Raw genomic sequence first — 25,482 nt, 5'->3', positions numbered from 1 at the left:
TTAATCCACCATGCGAGGAAAGTCAAGGGAAGTTCAACCTCGACAGCTTTCACATCGCCCCTCTCTGTTCGCTCGCTGAACTCAATTTGGCATCCCATCACCGGACGCGTTCGCCCCATGAGCTTGTAGCCGATACACGCCGATCAGCACGGCGATCAACAGCAAAAACAGCAACCCTGCGCCCGGCGCCTGCAAATGAAAATCGCCCAGACTGTGCGCTAGTATCCCTAAGCATCCCACCGTCGCTCCGACCGCGACTGCTGAACCAAACGGGTTCTCATCATTCATTGCCCGCTGACAGAGCCTCACCAAAGACCAGAGAAATAGCATCAGGATGAGTGCGCCGATCAGTCCGGTTTCACAAACGAGTTGTAGATAGTCGTTGTGAGCCGCGTTAACCAGAAACAAGCCGGAGGCCGGATCATAGCGGGTGTAGGCAGTGGGATAACTGCCCAGGCCCACGCCCATCACGGGATAATCGGCGATCATCGGCAATGAAGCCTTCCAGATGCCTGCCCGCCCATAATAACGAGAGAAATAATCAGCCTGTGACGCATCTTGCCGCGCCCGGTCTAGCTCAGGGAAATTGATCTGCACATCGGACAGGATAGCTCTCGGCACCGACCGCGTGCCAAACCAGACAGCACCGCCGATTATCATCCCGACGATCAGCGTTGCGCCGACGCCGATCCACACGACGTGCCTCTTTCGGGCTGACGCTTCGGTCAAACGAATATGCCGTTTCCTGAGCAACAGCACGAGCGCCACCAGTTGAATAACCAACACAAATACACCACCGGTCGCATCTGCTAAAACAATTCCAACGCCCAGTGTGATCGCTGCCAGTCCATACCACGCCCATTCATCCCGCTGCGCCACTGCTGTGAGCATCATCGCCAACGGCAGAGGCATGATCATCTCCATATAGCCCACCAGTCGGCCCATCGAATAATAATACAGGCCAAACGCGCCGCTGCCGCGCAGCAGTGGATCACTTGGGTCCGACAAACGATCCAACACGGCCACCAACGCCATGGCAAATCCGATGATCGTGAGCCCCTTCACCAGTTGCCGAATCTGCCGAGCCGATTGTAGCAGGTTCGTGGCGACGAAAAACAAAACACTCAATGCAGCCAACACAGCTGCAGCCGCAGCCGTTGCGTGCCGATCCTGGCTGATCGCCGTCCAGCGATCCAACTGCACCGGTAAGCCTTCAAATGAATATCCAAACGAAACCGGATGCAACTCTACGGGCAGAGGCAACCATTGCACCAACGCCACGCCGAGCAATCCAAGCAACGTCCAATGGATGGGTGTCCACACAATCACTGCTCTTTTACAGACGGCCGCGTGCAGAAGCCACAACGAAAGTATCACGCTTGCTATCGCCACAGTCGCTGGCCCGCTGAACGTTTGCAAGGCCAACAACGGCACCCCCACGATGAGGCCGCCAAGGATCAGATGATTTAGTAGCCTCGCCAGCGTGGGAGCAGAAGATGGTGCGCCAGCGGCAGACGGCGTACCGGGCGCCGGAGATGAGGAACTGGGGTTTAAGGTTTTCATTGGTCGTTGCTCGCTCAAACGAGTGCGCTCTCAGAAAGTTGAAAAAATCCAAGGCCCTCCTTGAGGGAAATTCCAAATCCCAAGCACGAAATCCGAAACAAATTCAAAATCCAAAGCCCCCTTCGAGGGAAATTCCAAATCCCAAGCCCTCTCCGAGGGAAACTCCAAATCCCAAGCCCTCTTCGAGGGAAATTCCAAATCCGAAACTCGAAACCCGAAACAAATTCAAAATCCAAAGCCCTCTTCGAGGGAAATTCCAAATCCCAAGCCCTCTTCGAGGGAAATTCCAAATCCCAAGCCCTCTTCGAGGGAAACTCCAAATCCCAAGCTCGAAATCCGAAACAGGTTCAAATTCCAAAATTCAAAATGCGAAAGGCTTCAGAACTTAATCTCCCGCGCTCTTTTGCACAATGGCGCCAAAAATAGCTGTCAATTCTCTTGCCTCCTGTAACAACCCGTTTCTTTCGTCCACCAGCCCGACATCTTCACCGGTATTGATCAGCCGTAGCCAATAGTGGCTCTCTTTCGCCTCCTTCCGACATATTTTGATCCTCATGACAAAATCCTTCCTGCTCAAGGCCTCATTGGCTTCAATATAGTTGGCCCCAACCGAACCAGATGCTCGAACGAGCTGTTTGACATCCTCGATGTTGCTCAATGTTTTGGGAAGCCGTTTGACAAACTCTCGCACTCTTTGAGCAAACTCGTAAGTGCGCTCCTCCAGATCATAGGGTTTGGAATTGGTTTTTCGGTCATTCGGGCTCGTTTCGGATTTCGGACTTCGTGCTCAGGATTTTTTGGAGTTTGGTCACCGGTATCTGTTTCGAATTTCGGATTTCGTGCTTCGCATCTCCCCGTAGCGGCTTCGTGCTTCGCATCTTTCAGGGTTTGGTCATTGGCATTTATTTCGAATTTCGGATTTCGTGCTTCGGATTTCCCCGCAGGGGCTTCGGATTTCCCGCCCCGCAGGCGGCGGTCTCTCTACTCAATCTGAATACGCAGGCGTTTTGGCGACAACCCCATGCGACGCAGCTCATCCAGGCGCGCCTCAGGGATTTTTGAGCTTGAGACCAGGACCTCGCGCACGTCATACTTCTGAACTAATTTTGGCACCTCGCGGCTATCAAAAATCCTCAGTCCGTGAATAAAATGACCGATCTTGCGCGCGTCATCTTCGATGAAGCCGACCGGCGCATAATCATATTCGTCATTGTTGAGAATTTCGCGGATCAACAGATCGCCGCTGTTGCCGGCGCCGTAGATGAGCACAGGTTTTCCACCGTTCAGCTTACTGCTCTCCACGCCTAGCAGGCGCGGCAGTAAACGGAATGACAACCGGCTGGCGCTCACCAACAGTAACAGGACAAGTCCTGTTAAAATCAGCACAGCGCGTGACGGTCCACGAAACTGGTAGAGCGCCAGGATCACCATTGCATTGACAGAGGATCCGACCGCCACCGATTTAGCGATCTGAATCAGATCACCAACGCCGGTGAAGTGCCATAGCCCACCATAAATGCCGAACACGGAGAAGAAGAGAATATGCACACCGATGACCAATGGCAGCGTTCTGACGAAAATTGCCCATTGCTGATCTGGGATCGTTCCTTCCCATCGCAGCAGATAAGCGCCATAATAGGCGAGCGTCACCAGCGCAACATCCAGCAGAATCTCCAACACGCGCCGCTTATGGGCAAAGCCGACCAACTTGGTAATGACGGTTTGATCGGTTGGCTGTGCGCCTTCTTCATAGATGCGTATTTGTCCGAGATAGAATCCGATCAACAGAATGGCAATGGCGAATGCCGGAATCAGCCACAATGCAACTTCCGAGCGCAACAGTCGAAGCAGCACCACCAGCAAGCCTGAAACGGCTCCCAGTGCATAAAGCGTCAGCACGGCCCGACGCTCCGACATGCCAAGCGCAACCAATCGGTGCGAGGCATGATCGCGCCCGCCTTGCGAAATGGGACGCCCCGACAGCCGGCGTGTGATGGTCACCAGCGTGGTATCCAAAATCGGAATTAACGCGACTAACACCGGCGTCAGCAAAACAGATATGACGTTCCGCGTGCGCCCATAATGTGACAACACCGCTGTTCCGCCCAGCACGAAGCCAAGAAACATCGAACCGCAATCGCCCATGAAAATCGAGGCCGGATGAAAATTGAAGAAGAGAAATCCCAGAACGGCGCCAGCCAGCAGAGCAGGCAGATATGCTTCAGCCGTTTGTCCGCCCAGCAGGAACGAGGCCACCAACACGGCGCAGGCAATCACCGTCAAACCGCCGGCCAGGCCGTCCATGTTATCTATCAAATTAACGGCATTGGTGATGGCCACCAACCAGAAAATCGTGATGAACGCATCGAGCGCCTCAGACCCTGTCCACCACAACCAGGGCAAGCGTAATCCTAGATAAACTGCCACGGCAGCGACTACGACTTGAACCGAGAGTTTGGTATACGGCTTCAAGCCGACCAGGTCGTCAATCACGCCAAGCACAAATAACCAGGTCCCTCCCAGGAGAATCGCTGAGACCTGTGGCAACGGCGGCGCAAAGAGCAGATAGCCGATGATGAACGCTGCATAGATGGCCACGCCGCCCAGCAAAGCCGTCGGTTTCGTATGCCAGCGGTCCGGGCGGGGAACTGCAATCAGGTTGAACCGCCGAGCCAGCGCGCGGACACTCCAGGTCAAGCCCCATCCCAAGACCAACGTGCATCCAAACGCGACCGCCAGTTGCTTATCCATAGAGTCCCTTCGATCTCAAGTGCAATGGCCGATCAACAATTGCCCATCGGCGAAAGCTCATTCAAGAGGCAAGAAGCCGCTCATTACTGGTGCGCCGTCGGAGCGGCGTGCATGTATGAGCGCTCGGCCATCCGCATTCGTTGATACTCGATGACGCTGATGAGTATCTCATCCAAAGAGAAGGTCGGCGTGTAACCGATCAGAGCGCGTATCTTGGACAGGTCGGGCACGCGCCGGCGCATATCCTCGAAGCCTTGCTCATAGGCTTGATCATACGGGATCATCACAATGCGCGAGGGGGAGCCAGTCAGAGCCTTGATGCGCTCAGCCAATTCTAAGATGGTAATCTCACGGTCGCTGCCGACGTTGTAAACCTGACCCACAGCATCAGGATGTTCGATCAACCCCATCAACGCGCGCACCGTGTCGTTCACATGGGTGAAACAGCGCGTTTGCCGACCGTCGCCAAACACGGTGATGTCGCGTCCGTGCAATGCTTGTTCGATGAAATTGGGAATGACCATGCCGTAGCGGCCGGTCTGCCGCGGCCCGACTGTATTAAATAGCCGCGCGATCACCGTCGGCACGCGCTTCTCTTTCCAGTAGGCAAGCGCCAGAAATTCATCAATCGCCTTGGAGCAGGCATAGCTCCATCGGCTTTTGCTGGTCGGCCCCATCACCAGATCATCGTCTTCACGAAAGGGCACGTGATCGCGCTTGCCGTAGACTTCTGACGTGGAAGCAATCAGCACGCGCTTGCGTTTTTTGGCGGCTAATGTCAGCACGATCTCCGTGCCACGCACATTGGTCTCAATTGTTTTGACCGGACTTTCCACAATCAACCGCACGCCGACGGCCGCAGCCAGATGAAAGATGACGTCACACAGATCAACCAACTCGGCGGTTAGGTACTGCTGGCTGATTGATTCGATATAATAGTGGAAATTCGGGTGAGACTTCAGGTGTCGGATATTTTCAATGGAACCGGTCGAGAGGTCATCAATGATATAGACCTCATCGCCCTGCTCCAGGTATCGTTCGGCAAGATGTGAGCCAATGAAGCCGGCCCCACCAGTAATCAGCACTCTCATACGTTCTCTCCTCCAACGGTGGATCGAGCCGCCCGTCTGGCTTGGCTTAACGCTTCTGCCGAGAGCCCGACCAGCTCGCTATAAAATGCTTGCATATCGCTTAGCAATCGTTCTTTTGTCAAATGGCTCATGACGTAGGCGCGGCCGCGTTGGCCCATCTGCCGGCGCATCGCCGGTTGCTCGATGAGAAATCGCAACGCGCGCGCCATCCCTTCAGCATCTTGACTGCGCGCGGTGACGCCATGCTCCCACACCGAGAAACGCTCCTGCTCTGTCTGGCGTGCGCCCATCAGATCAATCACCCCACCCACTTCGGTAGCAGCCACGGCGCACCCACTGGCCATCGCTTCGATTAGCGTCAGGGGCGTTCCTTCGTTCAACGAGGTCAGCGCAACGATGTCCAAGTCGGCATAGAGCCGGAGCGCGTCCCGGCGAAAGCCGGCAAACATCACCCGCTCAGCGATGCCCAAACGCTGCGCATGCGCTTGGAGTCGGTCGCGCAAGTGTCCATCGCCCACCAGCACAAAGCGCAAGTTGTTATTGGCCACCGACTGGTCGGCCAACAACCGAGCGGCAGCATCCAAAAACAGCGCATGATTCTTCACCTCGCAGAGCCGGCCAACGATCCCGATCAACACCTCATCGGGCGCTTGGCGGAGCCGATCGGTTGTTGCGCAAGGCGGCTGCAACAGCTCGTCAAGATCAAGTCCCAACGGAATGACGACAAATTGACGAGGCTGACCGATACGAAATTGCTCAAGGATTTCGCGACGCTGCTGCTGGCTGATGACGATGATCCGGTCGGTGCAGAACCGAGCCAGCGCCCGCTCAATCATCTGAAACACCCATTGTCGCGCCGGACCAAAATAGCTGTGGAAGGTGTGACCATGATAGGTATGCACGACCCAACAAGGACGTGGTTGCAACCAAAGCGCCGATGGCGTCAGCCACCGATAGAGCAAAGCGGCCAAACGACCTGTCGCGCCGGCTTTCGATTTATGCGTATGGACGATGTCAGGTCGAATCCTCCACATCTGACGCAGCAGCTTGAGCACCACGAGCGCGTCGCGCCAGCTCAATTCCCGACTCATTTCGGGAATGACAATCGGCTTGACGCCCAGCGCATCGGCAAAATAACTCATATCGCCTTCGCCGTCGGGCACGATGCCGGTGATCAACACGCTTTGAAATCGTTCATTGTTCAACCCAGCGGTCAACCAACTGACGTGTTTCGCCGGACCGCCGATGTTCAACCGGTCAATAATGCGCATCACACGGATGTGTGAGCCGCGCACACGTAACGGATCGCCTGTTGTTGGAAGCCCACGCTGCGCCACGCAGCTCTCGGTGAGTTGATTCCTCATGTTCTGACCGCCGGCTCCCGTCTATGCTCTCCCGTCACTTTATAAACTCGCGATGCCACAACTCCAGCATCAACAGGTTCCATAGCAAAAAACTATGATCGGCGCGTTGCTCCAGATGCTCGCTCACCATGCGGTGCACAGCTTCAGGACGAAAATAGCCGCGCCGACGCGATTGCTCCGACAGCAACGCCTCTTCCAACATGGGACGCAACGCGCCGCGAAACCAGGCGCCGACCGGCACGCCAAAACCCATCTTGCGACGATTCACATTCTCTGGCGGCAGCATCTGACGAAAGGCGCGTTTGAGTAGGTATTTTGATTCTCTTCCCCGCCATTTCAATTCGGCTGGCAATCGCGCGACCAACTCCATCACCTCATGATCGAGGAACGGCGAGCGCGCCTCCAATCCGTTGGCCATCGCCGTGATGTCCACCTTGACCAGCAAATCGTAGGGTAGATATGAGCGCACATCTACCGACATGGCCGCTTCGACCGGCGTCAGATGTCTGGCCTGCTCAAACAATCCTTCGAGCCATTCATCAGCGCCATGACGGCCGTTGAGCGAGGCCTGAAAGGCGGCACTGTACAGGTGCGCTTTCATCTGCTGATCGAAATAGCCGACCCACGAGCCGTAGCGTCGCGCCATCGGCTGCGTGGCTGCTGAGAGGAATCGTTTCAGATACCGCAGGCGATGCTTCGGCGCCAATCCGGCAGGCAAAATCCTATTGACAGCTCGCCCAACCATGGCGCTACCTGGCACAGCTTGCATCCATTCCGCCGCTTGATTGGCGAAATAACGTTCATAGCCGGCGAAATTTTCATCCCCTCCATCGCCGTTGAGCGCAACGGTCACAGACGAACGCGTCAGCTTGCAGACGTAGAACGTCGGGATGGCCGAGGAATCGGCAAACGGTTCCCCGTAGTGGCGCACCAACAATGGCAAAATCTCCAGCGCATCGGGCTGAACGATAAATTCATGGTGATCCGTCTGCCAGCGCTCGGCAATCCGACGCGCGTGATCCAGCTCGTTGTAGGCTGCTTCTTCAAAACCGATCGAGAACGTCTTGACAGGCTGATCCAGCAGGCTGGCCATCACGCCCACGATAATGCTCGAATCAATCCCGCCGGAAAGAAATGCCCCGACCGGCACATCGCTGATCAGGCGCAGCCGCACCGCTTCAGTGAGTTTTTCACGCAGCGCCTCGATGGCTTCCTCTTCTGTCAGGTTGAGCTTGGGAAGATACTCCAGATGCCAGTACTGCTCGATGCGCACCGTTGGCCCGGTCGAGCTCAGTTCCAGCGTCAGCCAATGCGCCGGCGGCAATTTCTGAATATCGCGAAAGGCCGTCTGCGGCGCCGGCACGTAGCCAAGCGACAGATATGCGTCCAGCGCCTGAGGGTCTACTTGACGAGGCACAGCCGGATCGGCCAGCAGCCCTTGCAGTTCCGACGCGAACAAAAAACGTCCACCCACACGCGCGTAAAAGAGCGGTTTCTTGCCCACCCGGTCACGCGCCAGAAACAAGCGACGCCGCTTCTCGTCCCACACGCCAAAGGCAAACATCCCGCGCAATCGCTTGACGCACTCCGTTCCCCATTGCTCATAGGCATGAACGATCACTTCTGTGTCCGTGCGGCTACGAAACTGATGGCCGAGCGCTTCCAGCTCCTGCCGCAGCGATTGAAAGTTATAAATCTCGCCATTGTAGGTGATCCACACCGTGCCGTCTTCATTACTGAGCGGCTGTCGCCCTGCCTCGGACAGATCAATGATAGCCAGTCGCTGATGACCAAGCCGCACGCGCCGATCAGCCGAGACCCACTGGCCCTGATCATCGGGACCGCGATGCCGCAACGCCTGCAGCATCGCCGCGATGTCACCCTCGTGAGGCTCACCTGTTTCAAAAACGATTCCGACAATGCCACACATGGCGTATTCAAAAATGTCGCGGTCCAGACATCTCAGGTCTGGCTACCATCTTGCGAGCGTTTGCCAACGCAACCGCGCGGCTTGGTCGTTGCCATACCAGGAAACTTCGGAGAAGTTAGCGACACTGCGGATAGACCAGATCAAGCGCCACCCGAACAGCGTTGCCGATCATGCGCTGAGCTTTGGCATGTGTGCGCCACCACCCTTGTACGCTTGCCTGACGATCGCCAGGCGAATAGGTTATTGCTAACTGTAACCCAGCTCGATCGAAATGTCGTCGGGCGATCCACCCGTCAAACCGGCTCCCAATCGGATCCATGACCAGCAGAACACGGCTCCAGCGTTGATCGCGGAGATACTCGATGATCTCAGGAAGGCTCTCGGCCCAACACGTTGCGCCGGACAAGCGCAGCGTTATCACATCTTCTTCACGCACGCCCAGCGTCACCAGATGCCGCGCTACGTAATCGGCTGGATAGACATCGCAGCCCACTTGCGAGCTGACGCAAACGATCTTTCTGGCCACCGATTGGTGGTAAAGCTGAGCCACATAAGCATCGGCATCCGAGCCAGCATCCATATACTGGTGAACAATCACGTCCGCCGACACGGTTTCTGCCGGCGCAATCAGGATCACCGGTAAAGCCATCAACGCCCCTACCAACACAGCCAGCCACGCCGTGAGCCACATGACTCGTCGCCGTCGAAGCGTTCCACTCACTCCAATCCTCTGATCAATGTGTTCCCCCAGGCCAACCATTCGCGAATCGTCAACCACGCAGTGTTGCGCCGTGTCCACCATCGTTCCGGCTGCCACTCGGATAAATGCCCCGGAAGTGGACTTGCGTAAAACGTGATGCCGGCCACATCGCGCTCGAACGTATAGGCGGCGCGGCGCGAGTGATAAGCGGCTGTGACCAGGATCGCCGAGCGCCACCCCTGCTCTGCGGCCAACTGGCCAAACTGCATTGCCTCCCGACGTGTGTTCCATGCATCCGGCAACACCACAATATCGTCATCTGGAACGCCGTGACGCACCAAGTACTGCCGCGCTGCTTCACCCGTGTGCAATCCCCACACAATCGGAATGCCGCTGACCACAATCTTGCGTGCAATGCCCTGTTGATACAGTTCCATCGCTCGATGTTCGCGTTGACACCGCTGGCTTCCGCCCAGTGCGATGATGACATCCGCCGGCACATGCCCATCATCGCGGATTAACCACCGAGCCGCCGGCGTCAGTATCAACGGCAGCGCGAACCAAATGCCAATCAGCGCCACGCTGCCGAACAAGAGCGTTTTCCACCACTCCTTCATCTCTAGAGAATCTCACCCGATGCTATGGCACGCTTCGTACGATGAAAATGAAGCACAGGCAGGAATGCCTGTGCCACATTCTCAGATGAGCAAACGTCGGGGTCCTCAACGTCTCAGTTGCGTCGAGTAAACTGTCCCGGGTAAAACCTGGCGGCCGGCGAGGGCCTGCTGCTGCGCGGCTAGCCGACGTCGCGCTCGCTGCTCTAAACCAACCATGGCGAAAATCAACAGCCACGGCAACAGTTGCGCTCGTTGCCGATAAGCCAGCCCAATGTTGCCGAAGGCAATGCTACAGAGCAGACCCAGTCCCGCCACAAAAATCAGCAGCGGCAAGACCTCAGGCCACCGATGGCGCACGACGTACCATAGCCCTGGCAAGACGCCGACAAAAAATAGCCACCACCACACAACCATCTCCGGCGCAGTCAACATCATCCGCACACTGCCTCCGCCGAATTGCCACGGAAACGGAGCAAGCAGCAGATGCACACCGCCAAACGCAGCTCCCATCACGAACCCTGTGGGCGTTTCCAAATCAAAATCGCTCTTGACACCGGAGCCTGTCCCCAGTCTGCCAGCAGAGGCGTGATATCGGAATTTTTCGACATAACGCAGGTCATAGCCGCGCCGTTGCAGCTCTGCTTCTTGCAACGAGAGGATGCCGGTTACACTGACCAGACCGCCCAACAACACAGCCAGTATTAACCCTGTTGAAATCGTGAGCTTCCCCTCGTTGATGCGTGGCAACAGCAGCGTAACGAGGACGGCCACAATCACCACGTAAGCGGCGTAAAAACGAAACGGAATGAGTAAAACGCCTGCCGCAATACATAGCCCGATATATGTCGGCGAAATGTGCTCTCGCTTCAACTGTACGCACGCATAAAGGGCCAATGTCTGAAGAAAAATAATGACCGGTTCTTTGATCGTCTGCGCTGACCAGATAATCAGCGAAGGGAAGAAACAACTCCACCAGCCGACACGCACGGCGACCCAGTCGGATGCGAGCGACCGCGCAATGCGATACACCAACACGACTGTGAGCGCGCCGAAGAAGCCGTTGAGCGCCGCCGCCGCCATGCGGGTGGCGATGCCGGTCAAATAAAAGAAGCCGCCCAGCATATAAAAGTAGCCTCTGTTGCGCCCGACTCCAAAATCAAATGCTTGCGCCATCGCCGCCGGCAAATCGAACAAGCCCAGGCCTTGCGCCGTCCAAGCGCGATACAGGTCATGGCCACGCCACCACCCGCTGGCGTCTTCATCTTTCAAGACTTCGACAAGGCCAAATTGATAAATCATGAGCGACATGGCAAAGCGCAAAACAAAGGCCACGAAAAACAGCCGCAGCTCAAACTCGAATGCCTGATAGCTGAGCTGGCGAGCCGCTAATGCCACACTGCCCAGCAGCAGCAATCCAAGGAAGACCAATAAACCGCCCAACAGACTTGTCTCTTCCATGATGGTTGCCTCACAGGGCCGCGTCAGTTGCGACCGACGTGGACGCCGAATACTCGGCCAGCGCGCGCATGGGCAAGACCTCTAGCTCATGGCGCGACCTGAGCTGATCGGCGTGTTCGAGAATGTGGCGTAACCCTTCAAACATTTTTTCCAACTGGTCAGCCATATTCGTCGGATGAAACCAGAGGTGGAAAACACGACGTTGCCGAGCTGCTGCATTCAGTCCCTTAATGGCGCGTCCAACGCGCAATCGGAGCGGCAGGTAGCGTCGTAGCCCGTGCATCGGGAAATACATCATCGAGGCTGGGATATTCCAAAGCCCCGATGCGGCTCGTTCAGGCAGCACCACCGGCGGTTGCGCTGCTGTCAGAAAAGTCCACAGGTGACCAAGTCGTTTCACCGGCCCCGGTATCCTCTCCCTGTTATACCAGTGCGGTTCCGGACCGCGATAACAGGTGAACCCATGCTTGGCCAGCACGTCCAGATAGCCGACCCGATCGCGCGGGAAGACAAATGAGCGCATCTGAATGCCCAACTGAGCGGCCAGTTGCACACAAGCGGCCACCTCGCTTTCGGCGGTTGCCGGAGAACAGCCGGCATCATCGAAAATGACGTGAGAAAACGAGTGACACCCAATCTCCTGAACGACCGGACAGGCGCGAATCTTCTCCACCAAGCGACGGCCATAGAAAATTGGGTCACGCGCTTCGTCGCTGCACGGGTCATGGGCGAACCAATCACGAGACCAGCGATGCTGCGGTGGAACAATTTCCGGATGCTTGACGCCGTTGTCGGCGCGGCAACGATCCAGAAACAGATGCCCAACGATACACCAGGTGGCAGCAATCTTGTACTGCGCAAACAGCTCGAGCAACCGGTCAATGACAATCTCTCGCTCGATGAGGCAAGCGCGACGGAACCGTTCAGGCCCGAACAAATCCAGCGTGCCCCAGATCAGTTCTAGGTCAAGGCTGATGGTGAAGACGCCGCGCTCAAGTGTGATCATGCGACTCGACTCCATACCTGTTCGCATGCTTCACGTCACCAAATGGACTTCCAACGAATCGCCCTTATGCTCCGCGCTCGCCGCACACAATAAAGAGGACTCACACAGAGACACGGAGGGCACGGAGAGGCTCAGTTGGCCGGTCTTTGTGTTCTTAGTGTCTCCGTGAGGAAATGATTTTCACAGGAATCGCCCTTATGCTCCGCGCTCGCCACGAACTGCGTGTACCAAAAACATGTTGGAGAACTCGCGCCACAGCGCGTGATCAGCCAACGTTGCATCATGTGGCTCCCACGCCCTGAGCAGCCGCGGCAACAACCTCGGCGCCAATCGCTGCACCCAATTGATCGGTCCCAGATAGACGCCATGCACGTTGACCGTTTGGAAGCCGGCCTCAAGGAATTGGCGGCGCAACTGCACGGACGTGGTGAAGAATTGTTTGAGTCGCACCAGGTTCCCTACAGGGATAAGCTGGACAACTCGATTGACCACCCAGTAAGCATTCAAGCTGAAGCGCGGCGCGGCTGTTACCAAGCAGATGCCGCCCGGCTTCAAGACTCGTGCCATTTCCCCAATGCAGCCGGAGGCATCGGGTAGGTAGCGAAGCACCTCAATGCAGAGAATCAGATCAAAGCAGCCATCAGGGAATGGCAGCCGGTCAACGTCAGCCAACCGAAGATCCGCGCCCGGATTGTTCATGCGGGCATATCGCAACATTTCCTCAGAGCCATCTATGCCGGCTATCTCATATCCGCGTTGTCGAAGCCGTGCCAGATGATGCCCTGTGCCACAGCCCACATCGAGCAGGCGCAGTCCATCGCCGCGCTCAGGCAAGTAACGCCGCAGCAGCGCGTCGAGCCGATGACGACTATACAAAAAACAATCTTTGTAGACATCCTGCGCCGCTTCAGCGTATCGCGCGGCAAACATATCAGCCTGCGCTGAGTGTAACTCGATGGCTTGTTGTTTTTGCGATTCGATGTTGCTCATGACAACCTCTCAAGAATCGCCTTTATGCGCCGCGCACGCCACGAAGCATGAAAATGTTTATTTTCAGGGGAATCGCCCTTATGCTCCGCGCACGCCATGAAGGATGAAAACTTGCGAGCGCCCGCATCTTGCCTGCTCCGGCACGCTGGAAGCGTGCGCTCCCAGCGATTTTCAGCGGAGCGATCTTGGGAAACGGCGTCGTTAGACGCCGCCAGAGGGTAGCCAGACGTGAAACGTCTGGGTCCAACATCATCCCCCAATTCCCAGGGCGCCTTGGAGAGGCGCCAGAAGTTCTCCCATTGGCTCATTCATGCAGTTGAACCACTCGCCGTGAAGACCCATGTCTCGGCGCGTCTCCAACGCGCCATCCTTGTTTGAACCGCCGTTCCAGACGTTTCACGTCTGGCTACCTTCTCTTGGCCACTTCCGCGGCCTCCCGTTGTTGCCCCACCATATCCCGACCGGGGACATCACTCCACTACCTTCTCTTTGGCGCGTCTCCAACGCGCCACTCTGGTTTGATCGGCTGTTCCAGACGTTTCACATCTGGCTACCTTCTCTTGGCCGCGTCCGCGGCCTCTCGCTGTTGCCCCACCCTATTACGACCGCGGGCATCGGTCCACTAGCTCCTCTTGGCCGCGTCCGCGGCCTCTCGTTGTTCACCTACCATATATAGGATCGAGCACGGGTGGATTAACTTCGCGTGGGCACTGACCGCGGCCGCAAATGAGAACAGCCATAAATCGGAGAAAAACGACAGGTCGTCTACACGATGTTTAACCCACACTCGATCTAATCCCCACGACATACCAGTAAGGTTGATGCTCAGAGAAGCTCACATCGGTAAAGCCAGCCGATTCCAGCATGGCCTGAATCTGGCGCCGTGTGAACCGTTTCTCAAGCCGGGTACCAAAGCGATCCAAGGCGTCCGTCCGCATCACGTAAAAAGATTTATCCCGATAATAGGCCAGCGGCCAAGCATCCGGTAAGCACTGAACCTTTTCCAGAATTCGTCCGACTCTGGCCAAGGGCCAGTAGATGACGGCAGCGATGAGCTGACTGACATAATACCGCAGGCCGTTCGGAAGCCGGCAAATGCAGCGACGTGCAATGTCGCTTAGCTTCCAGAGCAGGCGAAACCACATTGGACGATTGTCCAAGGCGTAGTAAACATAAGCCAGAAAGGGTGCGCCTGGTTTGAGTTTCCGGGCAATGGCGGCGACCGCTCGTTGCGGGTCCGGCACATGATGTAAAACGCCGAGCGCAAAGGCAAAATCCAATGACTGCTCTGGGAAAGGTAAGTCATCAATGGTCGCGCAGTGGAAGCTGACATTGGGATGATGAGACAGGTTCTGCTTGGCTATTTGCAGCGCGTGAGCGCTGGCTTCCACCATGTGGAGGTGGGACACGCGAGGAGCCACAAGCGTTGACCAGCGTCCATTACCACACCCGATGTCTGCGCCAACTCCGCCATCGCTTGGCAGAAGATGCCAGGGAAATATCCGAAAGTAGTCCATAAAAGCCCGCTGCTTTTCCTCCGGGTCCAATTCAGCATGGGTGAAGCGAGACCATTGGTAGCCGAAGCCCGAAACAGTTTGAAGATCAATGTTCCTTGACATATCAGACGAGCCCGCCGACGCTTGTGCCAGGATGATGCGCTTAGGATTAGATTGCTTGTCCATCCGTTTGTATGCGTCGTTTGAGATGAGGCATCATGAATGATGAGTGGTCCAGTGGCGGCTCACTGCCTCTCTAACCACTCGCGCAAAGAGTGTCGCACACTGCTGCATTGAGTAGCGTTGCTCAACCGTTCGGCGACCAGATGCTCCTAATTTTTTTCTGAGCGCCGGATTGTCTATCAACGCCTCCAGGTAGGCCAGCCATGCTTCCGGCGTGGAGGCAAGAAAGCCGTTTTCACCATGCTGAATGACCTCGCAATTGGCGCCAATGGCTTGAGCAATTGTAGGCACAGCGCACGCCATATACAGCAGCGCTTTCATAGCGCATTTGCCATAGGCCCACAACTCATCGGGCATCGGCATGATGCCAATATCGAACTGAGCGATCTCGTCAGCTTCCGTCTCAGGTGACCAAGGCCGCCAACTCACCGGTACTCCGTCTAAAACTGGCGGCCGATCCGAATGAACCCGAATCTCAACCTGACGACGCACGACCAACTGGCGCAACACTGGAGCAAATTGCTCCAGGTAAGTCTGCGAGGTTGAACTGCCCGTCCACCCAATCACCACATGATGGCTCGTGCTGGCTCTGTCAACCGGTCGAAATCGCTCGGTATCCACGCTGCTCGGAATCACCGTTACCGAAGGATTATGCCGGCGCGCATAGTCAGCCAGAAACGTGTTGCCAACGACAACATGATCACTGAGCCGACAGATGGCGTCCGTTTTTCGTGGAAACTTCAGCCAGCCAAACCACCGGTTGGCCTCTGTTGTGTGCAGCAGGTAGATTGCATCGTCAAAATCAAAAATGATGGGTCGGTTCAACACTGACGCGACACGTTCCAATGCAGCCGGACCAAACAACCAGATTGCTCGGTAAATCAAAATCACGTCATAACGACGTGCAGCGGGCAGTTGCCGGATGCGACGAGCGAACGCTGCCGTTAGCCCTGCAGCCTTCTTCACCCATTGACCCGGCTGGTACAACCACTGCATCAATCGAGCATCGGCAAATGGAAAGAAGTCTACCAAGATGCCTTCCTTTTCCAGATACGGCTGCCATTGCTCAATCCGAAAGCGCTGCCCCGGAACCGTGTTCAACGGATAGGGCACGAGCGCGCAAACTGATATTGAACTGCTATGAACCATCACGCCGAGAATGAATCGTCGTGAACCATTCAATCGAGCAATCTCATCGCAACCCTGCCACCGCCTCAGGCGTCAGCGTCGTGAACAAATAGTTCAACCATTGCGGATGGCCTTCGATGTACTGGTGCCACACCGGCCCGTCCGGCGTCAACAGGTAATACCGATACCCCAATGGTCGCAGGATTTGCTCCAATGGCGCTTCCGTGCCGCATCCTGGTAAGACTTCGCAAAAGATCATCGGATGATGGCGCCGCAGCGCCTCGATTGCGCCGCGCAACACGCTTGGCTCACTGCTTTCTGTATCCACTTTGATCAGATCAACACAGTCAATCCCGTTGGTCTGAACGAAGCTATCCAGTCGAATGATGGGAACGCGACGCGAGCAGACCTGCGGAGCGCCTTGCACGAACTGGGCTGACAGACTGGAGTTCGTCGGCATCGTTGTCGCCGCGTAGAACAGCTCGGCCACGTCATCAACTTCGCCAGCGGCGCTGTTGACGCAGTGTACATTGGACAACCGATTTAACGAGACGTTGCGGCAAAGCCGCTCAAAGGGCTGCGGCAACGGCTCAAATGCGTACACCTGCCCGCATGGATTGGCGTGCGCAGCCAGCAAGGTGTAGAACCCGACGTAAGCGCCGACATCCATCGTCACGCGCGCCCGCGTTGCCGCGCGGAAAAACAGCGGCGCCGTCTCCGGCTCATATCCGGTCCAGCCGCGCCAGTAAACTTGATTCGAGACCCAATCATCAGCGCGCGACCACAAAGTGAGCATGCGACCATTGGGAAGCCGGCATTTGACCGTTCCCGCCCGATGCAGATGCTTAATGATAAACTCAGAGTGCCAGCCCGTCGCTCGCAGCACGCCACGAACGGCTGACGTCGCTACGTAGTTGAACGGTTGCACCAGCCGCAGCTTTTTTAACGCGCGTTTCATCGGTCAGGACTTTCACGTCGCGCCCATACCTTGAGCGCATCTCCGATGTTCATCCAACTAAGACAATGATTGATGCTCGACTTGAGCGCCCGCCGCGCCGCGCTACGGGACAGCGCCTCGTTCAACGCAAAGGCTGCCTGATTGCGATTGACGGCAACGGCTGAGCCCGCTCGGCGTCGCCAGCGAGCCAACCACTCAGCCGGATTGAGACCTTCGCTGCGAAGGCGATACGGCACAAAACCATTGCGGGTCAGCGCCGCAATAAGCCCTCGCGCCGTCCAGATCGTGATGTGTTCGGGCGGAGCAAAGACGCTCCAGTCCAAACCCAACACCCAACGATTCAGACTCCGTGCGTTCGGCGTCGTGATGTATAACAGGCCGCCCGGCCGTAACCAACGCGCGGCAGCTTGTAAGAACCGGTCTGGCGCCGGCACGTGTTCTAACAATTCAATCATGGTGACCACATCAAACCCGCCGGTGGGAAAGCGCGCGTCGCGCTCAGCATCAGCAGCGACGATCCAACCACGCTCTTGGCCATAGGCCAGCGCCGGCGGAGAGATTTCTGTCCCGTAACACTGCCAGCCATGTTGCTGAGCAATGGTCAACAACCCACCTTCACCGTAGCCAACATCGAGCCAACGACCGGTCTGACGCCATGAGTCACACGACATGACCAATCGCTCCAGCGAGCGTGCCACAACTGGCGGAATCTCAAACCGCGCGCCGTCATAGTAGTGCTCATACAGTTCGCTTAAGTCGCGGTGATTCGTCACCGCATTGATAAACACCGTGCCGCAAGCCAGGCAGCGCCAAAGCGCGTGCTGGTTTTTGCAGCCGAAGCGGACGCTCCGATGCGCCTGGCAGGCCGGGCAGCGCATGTTGTGCTCGGCAGCCGCCGAGGTCTCAGGCTCGACATTTTCTCTTGTCGGCGCAGAAACGGGCTTCATCAATGCACCTCGCCACGAGGGAGCGTCGCGCTGTCGAGCGAGGCCGCCTGGCCTGTAACGCTCTTTTGGCGCAGCCGCGAAATCAAATAGCTCAACCCAACGCCGGCATAGATCAGCAGAAACAATCGGGCTTCCAGGCTATAACGCGCCTCCACGTGAAACACCAAGTGAAGGAGCATTTGGTAAACGGCCACCACCCAAAGCAATGTATGCTGAAAGATGACAGACCGGCACAAATAGCATCCCCACAGCACAAGAGCGGCCAACACCACGTGATAGCCTTGAACGAACCGGTGAAATGCCCCCGTTTGCCAGGGTGAAACATCTGATGTGCTCCACAACCAAAAGACGCGGTGAACAAAATCGGGCAGGATATGGCGCCACGTCAGGGTGTTGAATATTTGGAGCGAGTCGTGGATGTAGCTGCGTTCGACCCATAATTCGCGTTGGGCTTGCGCATAAGGATTCTGGAGCTTGCCGTCGGCGCTGAAGCGATCGGGCATCGCCTCTGCTGCTTCTTGGTTGCGGCGGTTAAAATCAGCGATTAACAGGTCCCACTCTGGCTTGAGCATGCGGTAGCTGATGTCGCCTCTATATTGTAAGGCAGATGTATAAAGGCCCCAGCCAGCGACCATCAGCCGCAGTCCAGACTGATGCTCCGAGACCAGGTTGTTCCTGATGATCCACGGTCCTATCATAAGACCGCAGCCGATAATGAGCGCCGTCGCTGAAAAAATCCGTCGCTTGATGGTGGGTTGAGCCTTTCCAAAGAGGATGACCCCGCTAAGTGGCGCCGCCAGCACTTCAAAGCCAGGGCGCACTAACGCCAAGGCTCCAATCGCAAGGCCGACCAATAAGAAATAGAGCAGACGTGGGCTTGCCTGGCTTGTCAGGAGTGCGACAGCCAGGATGATGAGAACAACGAGAAAGAGCAAAAGCGGCGTCGTGGAATAAAGCGTCGCCATGAACACGAAGGGCGGATATGTCGCGCAAAGCAGCGCCGCGACGGTTGCGCTGTGTCGGTCTACAAACCGGGTGCCCAGCATGTAGAGAAGCCAAGCTGTCAACCACAATAACACGAATTGAGCAACCCTGACGGCCATGACGCTTCTGCCAAAGAGCGTGTAGACCAACGCAATAAAAGCCGGATACCCCGGTGGTCGGAAGATTGTTGGCCTCAAGGGCGGCGCGTGGTCCATCGAAAACGTCGAATGTTCCATCATGTTTATAGCGAGTCGCTCATAGACCTGATGATCATGGTGCTCTAACTTCACATATCCAAGGCCCAGCACGTGCAAAAGGACAAAGGCTTCGACGGCGATAATCAGTAGAAGCAGGAGCCCCATGCGCACAGTGATGGATTGATTGAACATTAAAGCAGCCTCCGAGGAACTGAAATGTCCATAATCAGCCTACGAGCCAATTGTCAACTTATGCCAATTGCCAAGGGAAAGACCACGTTCATGGAGCCGAAAAGCAATGCCAAGACACAAACTGACTGAGCAGCGATCCGCAATCTTCACTCGACATTGAGTTGGGCGGCAGCAGCCGCCAGCGGGTAGCCAGACGTGCAACGTCTGGGTGGGCGTCATCCGCAATCCCACGCGCCCTGACGGGGCGCCAGCCGTTCTCTCCTCGGCTTCGTTCATGCTCTCCGATCACCGGCCACAAGCGCGCGGCTCTGGCGCGTCTCCAACGCGCCACGATTCTTCGGTCTGCGGTTCCAGACGTTGCACGTCTGGCTACCTTCGCAGGCGCCGCTTACGCGGCCACATCCCAAACTTCATCTCTCCAAACCTGGCGCGCCTGGCTACCTTCGCAGGCGCCGCTTGCACGGCTCAGCAAAGACGAGCGTAGCGTGCATAATCCCACAGGCGCGCAGAAAATCGGAGACGGCTGCTTGAGGGGTTCTCCTGCTGCGCTCCGCGTCGCTTTGTCAAACACGATCTTTCTCCAGACGGTTGGTATTACGCCCCTGACTCCTGGCTTCTGGCCTCTGACTTCTAGCCCCTGATCCTGGCTTCTGACTTTTGGCTCCTGACCCCTGGTTTCTGGCTCACACATGGCCTTTCTCCAGATGATTAGTATGAGGGCCAATCAAATTCCTTAATCGCGGTCACCACCCTTGTTTGTTCCGATTCCGTCAATGAATTGTAGAACGGCAGCCGGAGCAAGCAATCGCTCACGCGTTCCGTCACCGGACAATCGCCTGGTTGCCCACCAAACGCTCTCCCCATCTGAGATAGATGCAGCGGTAGATAGTGGAACACGCTTTGAATGCCACGAGCTTTCAGATGGTTGATCAGCGCCTGACGTTTCTCTAGTGACGGCATGAGCAAGTAAAACATGTGATAGGGCTGTTCACAATGCACTGGCACAATAGGCAGTCGTACACGGTGATCTTTTGCCCATCCCTGAAGATGCTCGTAGTAAAATTCCCAGATTCGTCGCCGGTTGGCCTGAATCTGATCACGCGCCTCCAACTGGGCGTAAAGGAACGCGGCCAGAATGTCTGAGGGCAGATAGCTGGATCCGATGTCCACCCAGGTATATTTGTCTACTTGGCCGCGAAAGAATCGGCTACGGTTCGTGCCTTTTTCGCGAATGATCTCGGCTCGTTCGATGTACTGTGAGTCATTGATCAGCAGCGCGCCGCCTTCGCCGCACGTGAAATTTTTCGTCTCATGAAAACTTTGTGTCGCCAAACAACCGAACGTGCCCAGGTATCTGCCCTTATACTTGCCGAATAATCCGTGCGCATTATCTTCGACGACGGCGACACCGTGGCGGTTGGCGACTTCCATAATCCTATCCATCTCGCAGCCGACGCCGGCGTAGTGCACGACCACAATAGCCTTGGTGCGGCGTGTGATGAGACGATCGAGCTGCGTCTCGTCCAGGTTGAGCGTATCGGGACGCACGTCAATAAAGACAGGCCGCGCGCCGCGCAACACAAAGGCATTGACCGTGGAGACGAATGTGAATGATGGAACGATGACCTCATCGCCGGGCTGGATGTTCAACAACATCGCCGCCATCTCAAGTGCGTGTGTGCAGGAAGTTGTCAACAACGCCTTTTTCACACCGAGCCAGTGCTCCAGGAGCCGGTGACATTCCTGGGTAAAGTGTCCATCACCGGAGACGTGCCACCGCCTGATGGCGTCCGAGATATAAGCATACTCGGTGCCAACGAGTGTGACGCGATTGAATGGAATATCAATGCTCATGCGCCGACGTCCCAGATGTACTTTGCAGCATCCGGCCCCGTCATAAACAGAAGGTCTACGATAGAGACGTGCGGGTCGAACGGGGGATAAAGTTGCTCATATTCAGGATAATCATAAATCATGTACTCCAGACTGATCCCAGCGGCAGCGAGTTTTTCTTCCTCCAGGTAATTCTTAGCCGATGGACCTGAGATGTAATGAGTCGCGCCGAGCATTGTCAAAATCTCGACCAGCCGTTCTGTCTTGCTTCCTGAGACACGCAGACTGGATGAGCGCAGAAATTGAGTGCGCGTAATTCCCAACTCGCGCGCCAAGGCTATCGTTAGTTCAATGGTGAGGTCGGCGAGCCACACGGTAGGACGAGCGTAGAATTCCTCCAGCAGCGGCGCGTAGCGGTCAAAGTACGGAGCCTTGCCATAGTTTTGTCTGAGACTTCTGAAGTGCTTCTTGCCCCAATTTTCATGTGGGTTAATTCGCACCTGGTTGATCGGAATGCGTTGTTCCATAACGCCCTTGCTCAAGACCGGTATGGTGAGCCACCGAGTGCCGCTGGAGGTCTTGATGCGATTGCGATTTCGCCAGCCGTGCTTATCGTACTGAACGTCGTCGTAAAACACGAACACGTCCGCCTTGTAAATCTGGTGAAAATAGCCACGCCACGGGATATATGATGGTTGCAGAATGACGCAGTTCATTCACCCATTGCCTTTCTCAACTTCGACGACAAGCCGTTTGAAATCGTCATGGAGCAACCCCATGTACCAAGCATTGACGCGCCGGCCATCGAGCCAGAATTCGTCTCGCAGAATCCCTTCTAACGTGAAGCCAAGCTTCACATAAGCATTGATGGCCGCATAGTTCTGGCAATGCACCGTCAACCAGACCTTATGTAAGCAAAGGCTCTCAAAGCCCTCTACCAAAGCGCGATAGATGGCGGTCAAGCCAACGCCTGCGCCCCGAGCGGATGGCTCGCCGATGTAAACAGATAACCGGGCGCTCGCCAGATAAGCATCAATGCGATCCAAAACGACATTGCCGACATGTTGGTCATTGAGCAAAGCTGCCAAAGGATGCACCGTTGGGTCTTGCAGCGCATTCTTGATCCATGTCTCAGTTCTCTCCAGTGACGGTTCGCTCCGCAATCCAAGGTTCTTCCGAATAACCGGATCGCACATCCACCGAAACATATTCGGCGCGTGCTCCAGGCTTACAGGCACGACGGTGACGTCAGATCGAAGTTTCAGCATGCCTCGCTTGCTGGAATGCCAGACTTCTATCCACCTGGCCAGTTGGCTCGACCATCTCGCTTATCACATAGGCCGGACGTTCCATGCTACGGTTGAACATCCGAGCCAGATACTCCCCGATAATGCCAAGAGCAAACAATTGCGCGCCGGAGAAAATCGCAATGATCGAGGCTAGAAAAGGAAACCCCGGTATACTGCCTTGGAGCAGATACCGTGCGATGACATAGATTAAGACACCCACTCCAAAGCATGTAAATGTGAGCCCCACTAAACTGGCTAGTCGCAACGGCGCTGTGCTAAAGCCCGTCAGTATGAGCAATAACTGATTAACAAGCTTGCGTAACGTATAGTTGGATTTGCCGAGCTGTCGCGGGCAATGGTCAACCACAACGACGCCAAACCGCGTTGTCCCCCACGACAGCAGCACATCCAGTAGCAATTGCGGACTCTGGTAATTGGAAAACGCCCGACGTAACTCCGTTCGGATGGCGCGAAAGGCATTGATGTCACGCAGGCTCTTGACGCCCATTGTCCAAGACAATACGCGCTTGGAAAGCTTCGAAAGCAGATTGCGTGCAAATGAATGAGGCAACTTCCTAGGCACACCGTAGACCACGTCATACCCTTCAGCCATCTTCTCCAACAATTTCGGGATTTCCTCCGGCGGATGCTGCAAATCATCATCCATCGTGACGATCACCCCGTACTTCGCTTGCCTGATGCCACAAAGCAGCGCATTATGCTGCCCGTAATTGCGCATCAGATTGATCCCACGAACACACGCATGTTGCACGGCCAACTCGCGGATGACATTCCAGCTCTGATCGTGGCTTCCATCATTGACCAGAATGATTTCGAATGCCCTCGCCTCCCTGGCCAACACCGGTTCCAAACGGGCGACCAGCGGCGCGAGCGTCAACTCGCTGTTGTAAACCGGTATGACGACCGAAATTGAAGAGACCATATCGTGCCTGACCTCCAGCCTATCACGGGGCATCAGGAAGCTTGTATATCCTCACGTGATAATCCCTTTCCTTCATATCGCGGCGTCGAGTCAGAGTGTAGCCCTCAAAACGAGAAGCCGAGAAAACCAGAAAGTGCCGTTTCTTGTAAATCAATTGCGCATCGCTTGGCGGATGATAAGGCGCAAACCCGCCTGCCATATCGAAGTGACCGAAGTTCACAAGCAAGTAACGCCTCTCATGCTTCTCTGTCACATAATTGGCTTGACCGCAAAATCCCTTGGCCGGCAGCGTGTAAGCCCAACCGGGGATGACGCTCGTTTCATACACCTTGTTCTCCTCCACGACATCTTCCCAACGAATGCCGTGATCGTAGAGCACGTTGATCGGGTAGGCCAGCTCGCGATACTCCCGCACGAACCCGATGAAGGAATACACGGAGACGAGGACTGTACCTGCATACGCCAAGCGTCGCCAGCGCGTCATAGGAATTTGTCTCAAGGCAGCAATCGCCGCCCACACCACGAATGGAATGTAGAAGTGAATGTACCGTCCGGTGAACACCATCTTCTGGAGAAAGACCGACTGCGTGGCATAGACCAGATAAACGCCGGTCAGCACCATGCAGCAGAGCGCCAACGCCGCCTGCGACCAAGACAATGGTACGCGCTTGCCCAACCGCCAGAGCAGCGTGACAAAATAGGCGAGCGCCAGCACCAGCAACAGCACGCCAATGGCTCGCTCGACCTCAACGAAGAACCGCGGAAGGAACACATAAGCTTCCTCAAAACTTCCCTGCGTAATCGTCCTGGACAACCGGTACGCGCATCCCAGATACGACTCGCCGCCCAGCCGCGCCACCACTTCATAAAAGAAGACCACGCACAACACAGACCATCCATACAACGCGCCCGCCCGCAGCCGCGCCCACGAAAACCCAATGTAGGGCGGCTCCGTTTTCCCCAACACAATGATCGCCAATAACGCGCCCGGAAACGCATAGTAAGCCGGATAGAGAGCAAGCCCGAAACCGGCCAGCAAACCCGTGATGATCCATCGCCGATTCTCTGATGCAACACCATCACCAGCCATCATCCGCAGCGAACCAATCAGACAGATCAAACAGAAGGTCGCTGCCGCCAACCCCGCAGGACGATACAACAAGAACACCACCGGATACGCGAGCAGACTCACGCCGGATAAAAGCCCAGCCATGACCCACCGCTTCTTGTTCAACGAGGTTTCGCTCATCCGGCTGTTCAACAACCAATATAACGCGAGCAACCCAAATAGCAGCGCCGTGTCGTACGGCACGACGTGCCGAATATAGACATTGCTGCTGACCAGCAACGCATAAACGCTCGTGGCCCATGTAGCCGTCCAGCGCTCGCCCTCGTAAAACAACAACGCAAGCTTGTAAAAGACCAGCCCCAGCAAAAATGAGACGAGGATGTTTGGCGCGGCGGCAATGCGCAACGATTGCGGATTGAACGGCGAGACGCCCCATAACTTGTCGAACAAGGTTTGAATGGCCGCCGGCGCGAGCCGCAACGTCGCTTCTGCCGGTCGCGCGCCGAAACCGGTCAGCGATTTGCAAAATCCGGCCACGTCCAGGTTCAGAGCATGAGCGACAGCGTTCAGCGCATCGGTGTAAAGGTGCTCGTCCGGCCATGACCATGTGCCTCGATCTAACAACGTCAGGTGGTAGATCGCCACCAGTGTCAGCACCGTGATGATCGGATAATCCGCTCGCGGCACACGCCCTCTAGCAAACATCACAGCAAGCTCACACCATCAAGCGCGATGAGCGGATCATCCGCTCGCGGCACGCACCCCAGCTCAAGTACAGGTGTCATTCGTCTGA

Annotated in this window: 21 protein-coding genes; all 21 read right to left on the bottom strand. The window is 56.1% G+C overall.

Annotated elements, in window-relative coordinates:
- Nucleotides 1–81: 81 nt before the first annotated feature.
- The 21 genes from NZ823_13200 to NZ823_13100 all read right to left on the bottom strand — a co-directional run bounded on the left by NZ823_13200 (nt 82) and on the right by NZ823_13100 (nt 25,397).
- Nucleotides 82–1,323 (bottom strand): O-antigen ligase family protein, encoded by a 1,242-nt coding sequence (locus NZ823_13200; GenBank protein MCS6806081.1) that lies wholly within the window; start codon nt 1,321–1,323, stop codon nt 82–84.
- 625 nt (nt 1,324–1,948) lie between these two features.
- Nucleotides 1,949–2,287 (bottom strand): four helix bundle protein, encoded by a 339-nt coding sequence (locus tag NZ823_13195; GenBank protein MCS6806080.1) that lies wholly within the window; start codon nt 2,285–2,287, stop codon nt 1,949–1,951.
- Between the two features lie 257 nt (nt 2,288–2,544).
- Nucleotides 2,545–4,314 (bottom strand): hypothetical protein, encoded by a 1,770-nt coding sequence (locus tag NZ823_13190; protein ID MCS6806079.1) that lies wholly within the window; start codon nt 4,312–4,314, stop codon nt 2,545–2,547.
- 83 nt (nt 4,315–4,397) lie between these two features.
- A complete protein-coding gene (locus NZ823_13185; GenBank protein ID MCS6806078.1) occupies nt 4,398–5,405 on the bottom strand; it encodes a GDP-mannose 4,6-dehydratase in 1,008 nt (335 codons plus the stop codon).
- Entirely contained in the window at nt 5,402–6,769 is a 1,368-nt protein-coding gene (locus tag NZ823_13180) for a glycosyltransferase (protein ID MCS6806077.1), read from the bottom strand. The genes NZ823_13185 and NZ823_13180 overlap by 4 nt, the downstream gene beginning before the upstream one ends.
- 34 nt (nt 6,770–6,803) lie before the next feature.
- Entirely contained in the window at nt 6,804–8,699 is a 1,896-nt protein-coding gene (asnB, locus tag NZ823_13175; GenBank protein ID MCS6806076.1) for an asparagine synthase (glutamine-hydrolyzing), read from the bottom strand.
- 115 nt (nt 8,700–8,814) lie between these two features.
- Complete coding sequence (locus NZ823_13170; protein MCS6806075.1) at nt 8,815–9,390, bottom strand: hypothetical protein; 576 nt, start codon at nt 9,388–9,390, stop codon at nt 8,815–8,817.
- 26 nt (nt 9,391–9,416) lie between these two features.
- Nucleotides 9,417–10,016: a YdcF family protein gene (locus tag NZ823_13165; protein ID MCS6806074.1), complete on the bottom strand. Its 600-nt coding sequence runs from the start codon at nt 10,014–10,016 to the stop codon at nt 9,417–9,419.
- Nucleotides 10,017–10,121: 105 nt separating this feature from the next.
- Complete coding sequence (locus tag NZ823_13160; protein MCS6806073.1) at nt 10,122–11,474, bottom strand: hypothetical protein; 1,353 nt, start codon at nt 11,472–11,474, stop codon at nt 10,122–10,124.
- A gap of 10 nt (nt 11,475–11,484) precedes the next feature.
- On the bottom strand, nt 11,485–12,480 hold the full coding sequence (locus NZ823_13155) for a hypothetical protein (protein ID MCS6806072.1): 996 nt from the start codon (nt 12,478–12,480) through the stop codon (nt 11,485–11,487).
- A 195-nt stretch (nt 12,481–12,675) separates the two neighbouring features.
- Nucleotides 12,676–13,470, bottom strand: coding sequence for a class I SAM-dependent methyltransferase (locus tag NZ823_13150; GenBank protein MCS6806071.1), 795 nt, complete (start codon nt 13,468–13,470; stop codon nt 12,676–12,678).
- 776 nt (nt 13,471–14,246) lie between these two features.
- Nucleotides 14,247–15,089: a class I SAM-dependent methyltransferase gene (locus NZ823_13145; protein ID MCS6806070.1), complete on the bottom strand. Its 843-nt coding sequence runs from the start codon at nt 15,087–15,089 to the stop codon at nt 14,247–14,249.
- A gap of 93 nt (nt 15,090–15,182) precedes the next feature.
- Nucleotides 15,183–16,331: a glycosyltransferase family 4 protein gene (locus tag NZ823_13140; protein ID MCS6806069.1), complete on the bottom strand. Its 1,149-nt coding sequence runs from the start codon at nt 16,329–16,331 to the stop codon at nt 15,183–15,185.
- Nucleotides 16,332–16,341: 10 nt separating this feature from the next.
- Entirely contained in the window at nt 16,342–17,235 is an 894-nt protein-coding gene (locus NZ823_13135; GenBank protein MCS6806068.1) for an FkbM family methyltransferase, read from the bottom strand.
- Complete coding sequence (locus NZ823_13130; protein MCS6806067.1) at nt 17,232–18,182, bottom strand: class I SAM-dependent methyltransferase; 951 nt, start codon at nt 18,180–18,182, stop codon at nt 17,232–17,234. The genes NZ823_13135 and NZ823_13130 overlap by 4 nt, the downstream gene beginning before the upstream one ends.
- The gene (locus NZ823_13125) at nt 18,182–19,555 is read right to left on the bottom strand and encodes a glycosyltransferase family 39 protein (protein ID MCS6806066.1); all 1,374 of its coding nucleotides are present in this window, start codon (nt 19,553–19,555) and stop codon (nt 18,182–18,184) included. Before NZ823_13125 ends, NZ823_13130 begins: the two co-directional genes overlap by 1 nt.
- Before the next feature lie 708 nt (nt 19,556–20,263).
- Entirely contained in the window at nt 20,264–21,409 is a 1,146-nt protein-coding gene (gene rffA / locus NZ823_13120) for a dTDP-4-amino-4,6-dideoxygalactose transaminase (GenBank protein ID MCS6806065.1), read from the bottom strand.
- The gene (locus NZ823_13115) at nt 21,406–22,104 is read right to left on the bottom strand and encodes a WbqC family protein (protein ID MCS6806064.1); all 699 of its coding nucleotides are present in this window, start codon (nt 22,102–22,104) and stop codon (nt 21,406–21,408) included. The genes rffA and NZ823_13115 overlap by 4 nt, the downstream gene beginning before the upstream one ends.
- Nucleotides 22,105–22,656 carry a GNAT family N-acetyltransferase gene (locus NZ823_13110; protein MCS6806063.1) on the bottom strand — a complete coding sequence of 184 codons (552 nt, stop codon included), beginning with the start codon at nt 22,654–22,656 and terminating at the stop codon, nt 22,105–22,107.
- Nucleotides 22,637–23,620: a glycosyltransferase family 2 protein gene (locus tag NZ823_13105; GenBank protein ID MCS6806062.1), complete on the bottom strand. Its 984-nt coding sequence runs from the start codon at nt 23,618–23,620 to the stop codon at nt 22,637–22,639. Before NZ823_13105 ends, NZ823_13110 begins: the two co-directional genes overlap by 20 nt.
- 22 nt (nt 23,621–23,642) lie before the next feature.
- Nucleotides 23,643–25,397, bottom strand: a complete 1,755-nt coding sequence (locus NZ823_13100) for a hypothetical protein (GenBank protein MCS6806061.1) — start codon at nt 25,395–25,397, stop codon at nt 23,643–23,645.
- Between the last annotated feature and the right edge of the window lie 85 nt (nt 25,398–25,482).

Source organism: Blastocatellia bacterium (genome assembly GCA_025054955.1).
Classification (GTDB): Bacteria; Acidobacteriota; Blastocatellia; order HR10; family J050; genus JANWZE01.
This window is presented reverse-complemented; position numbering and strand designations above follow the sequence as displayed.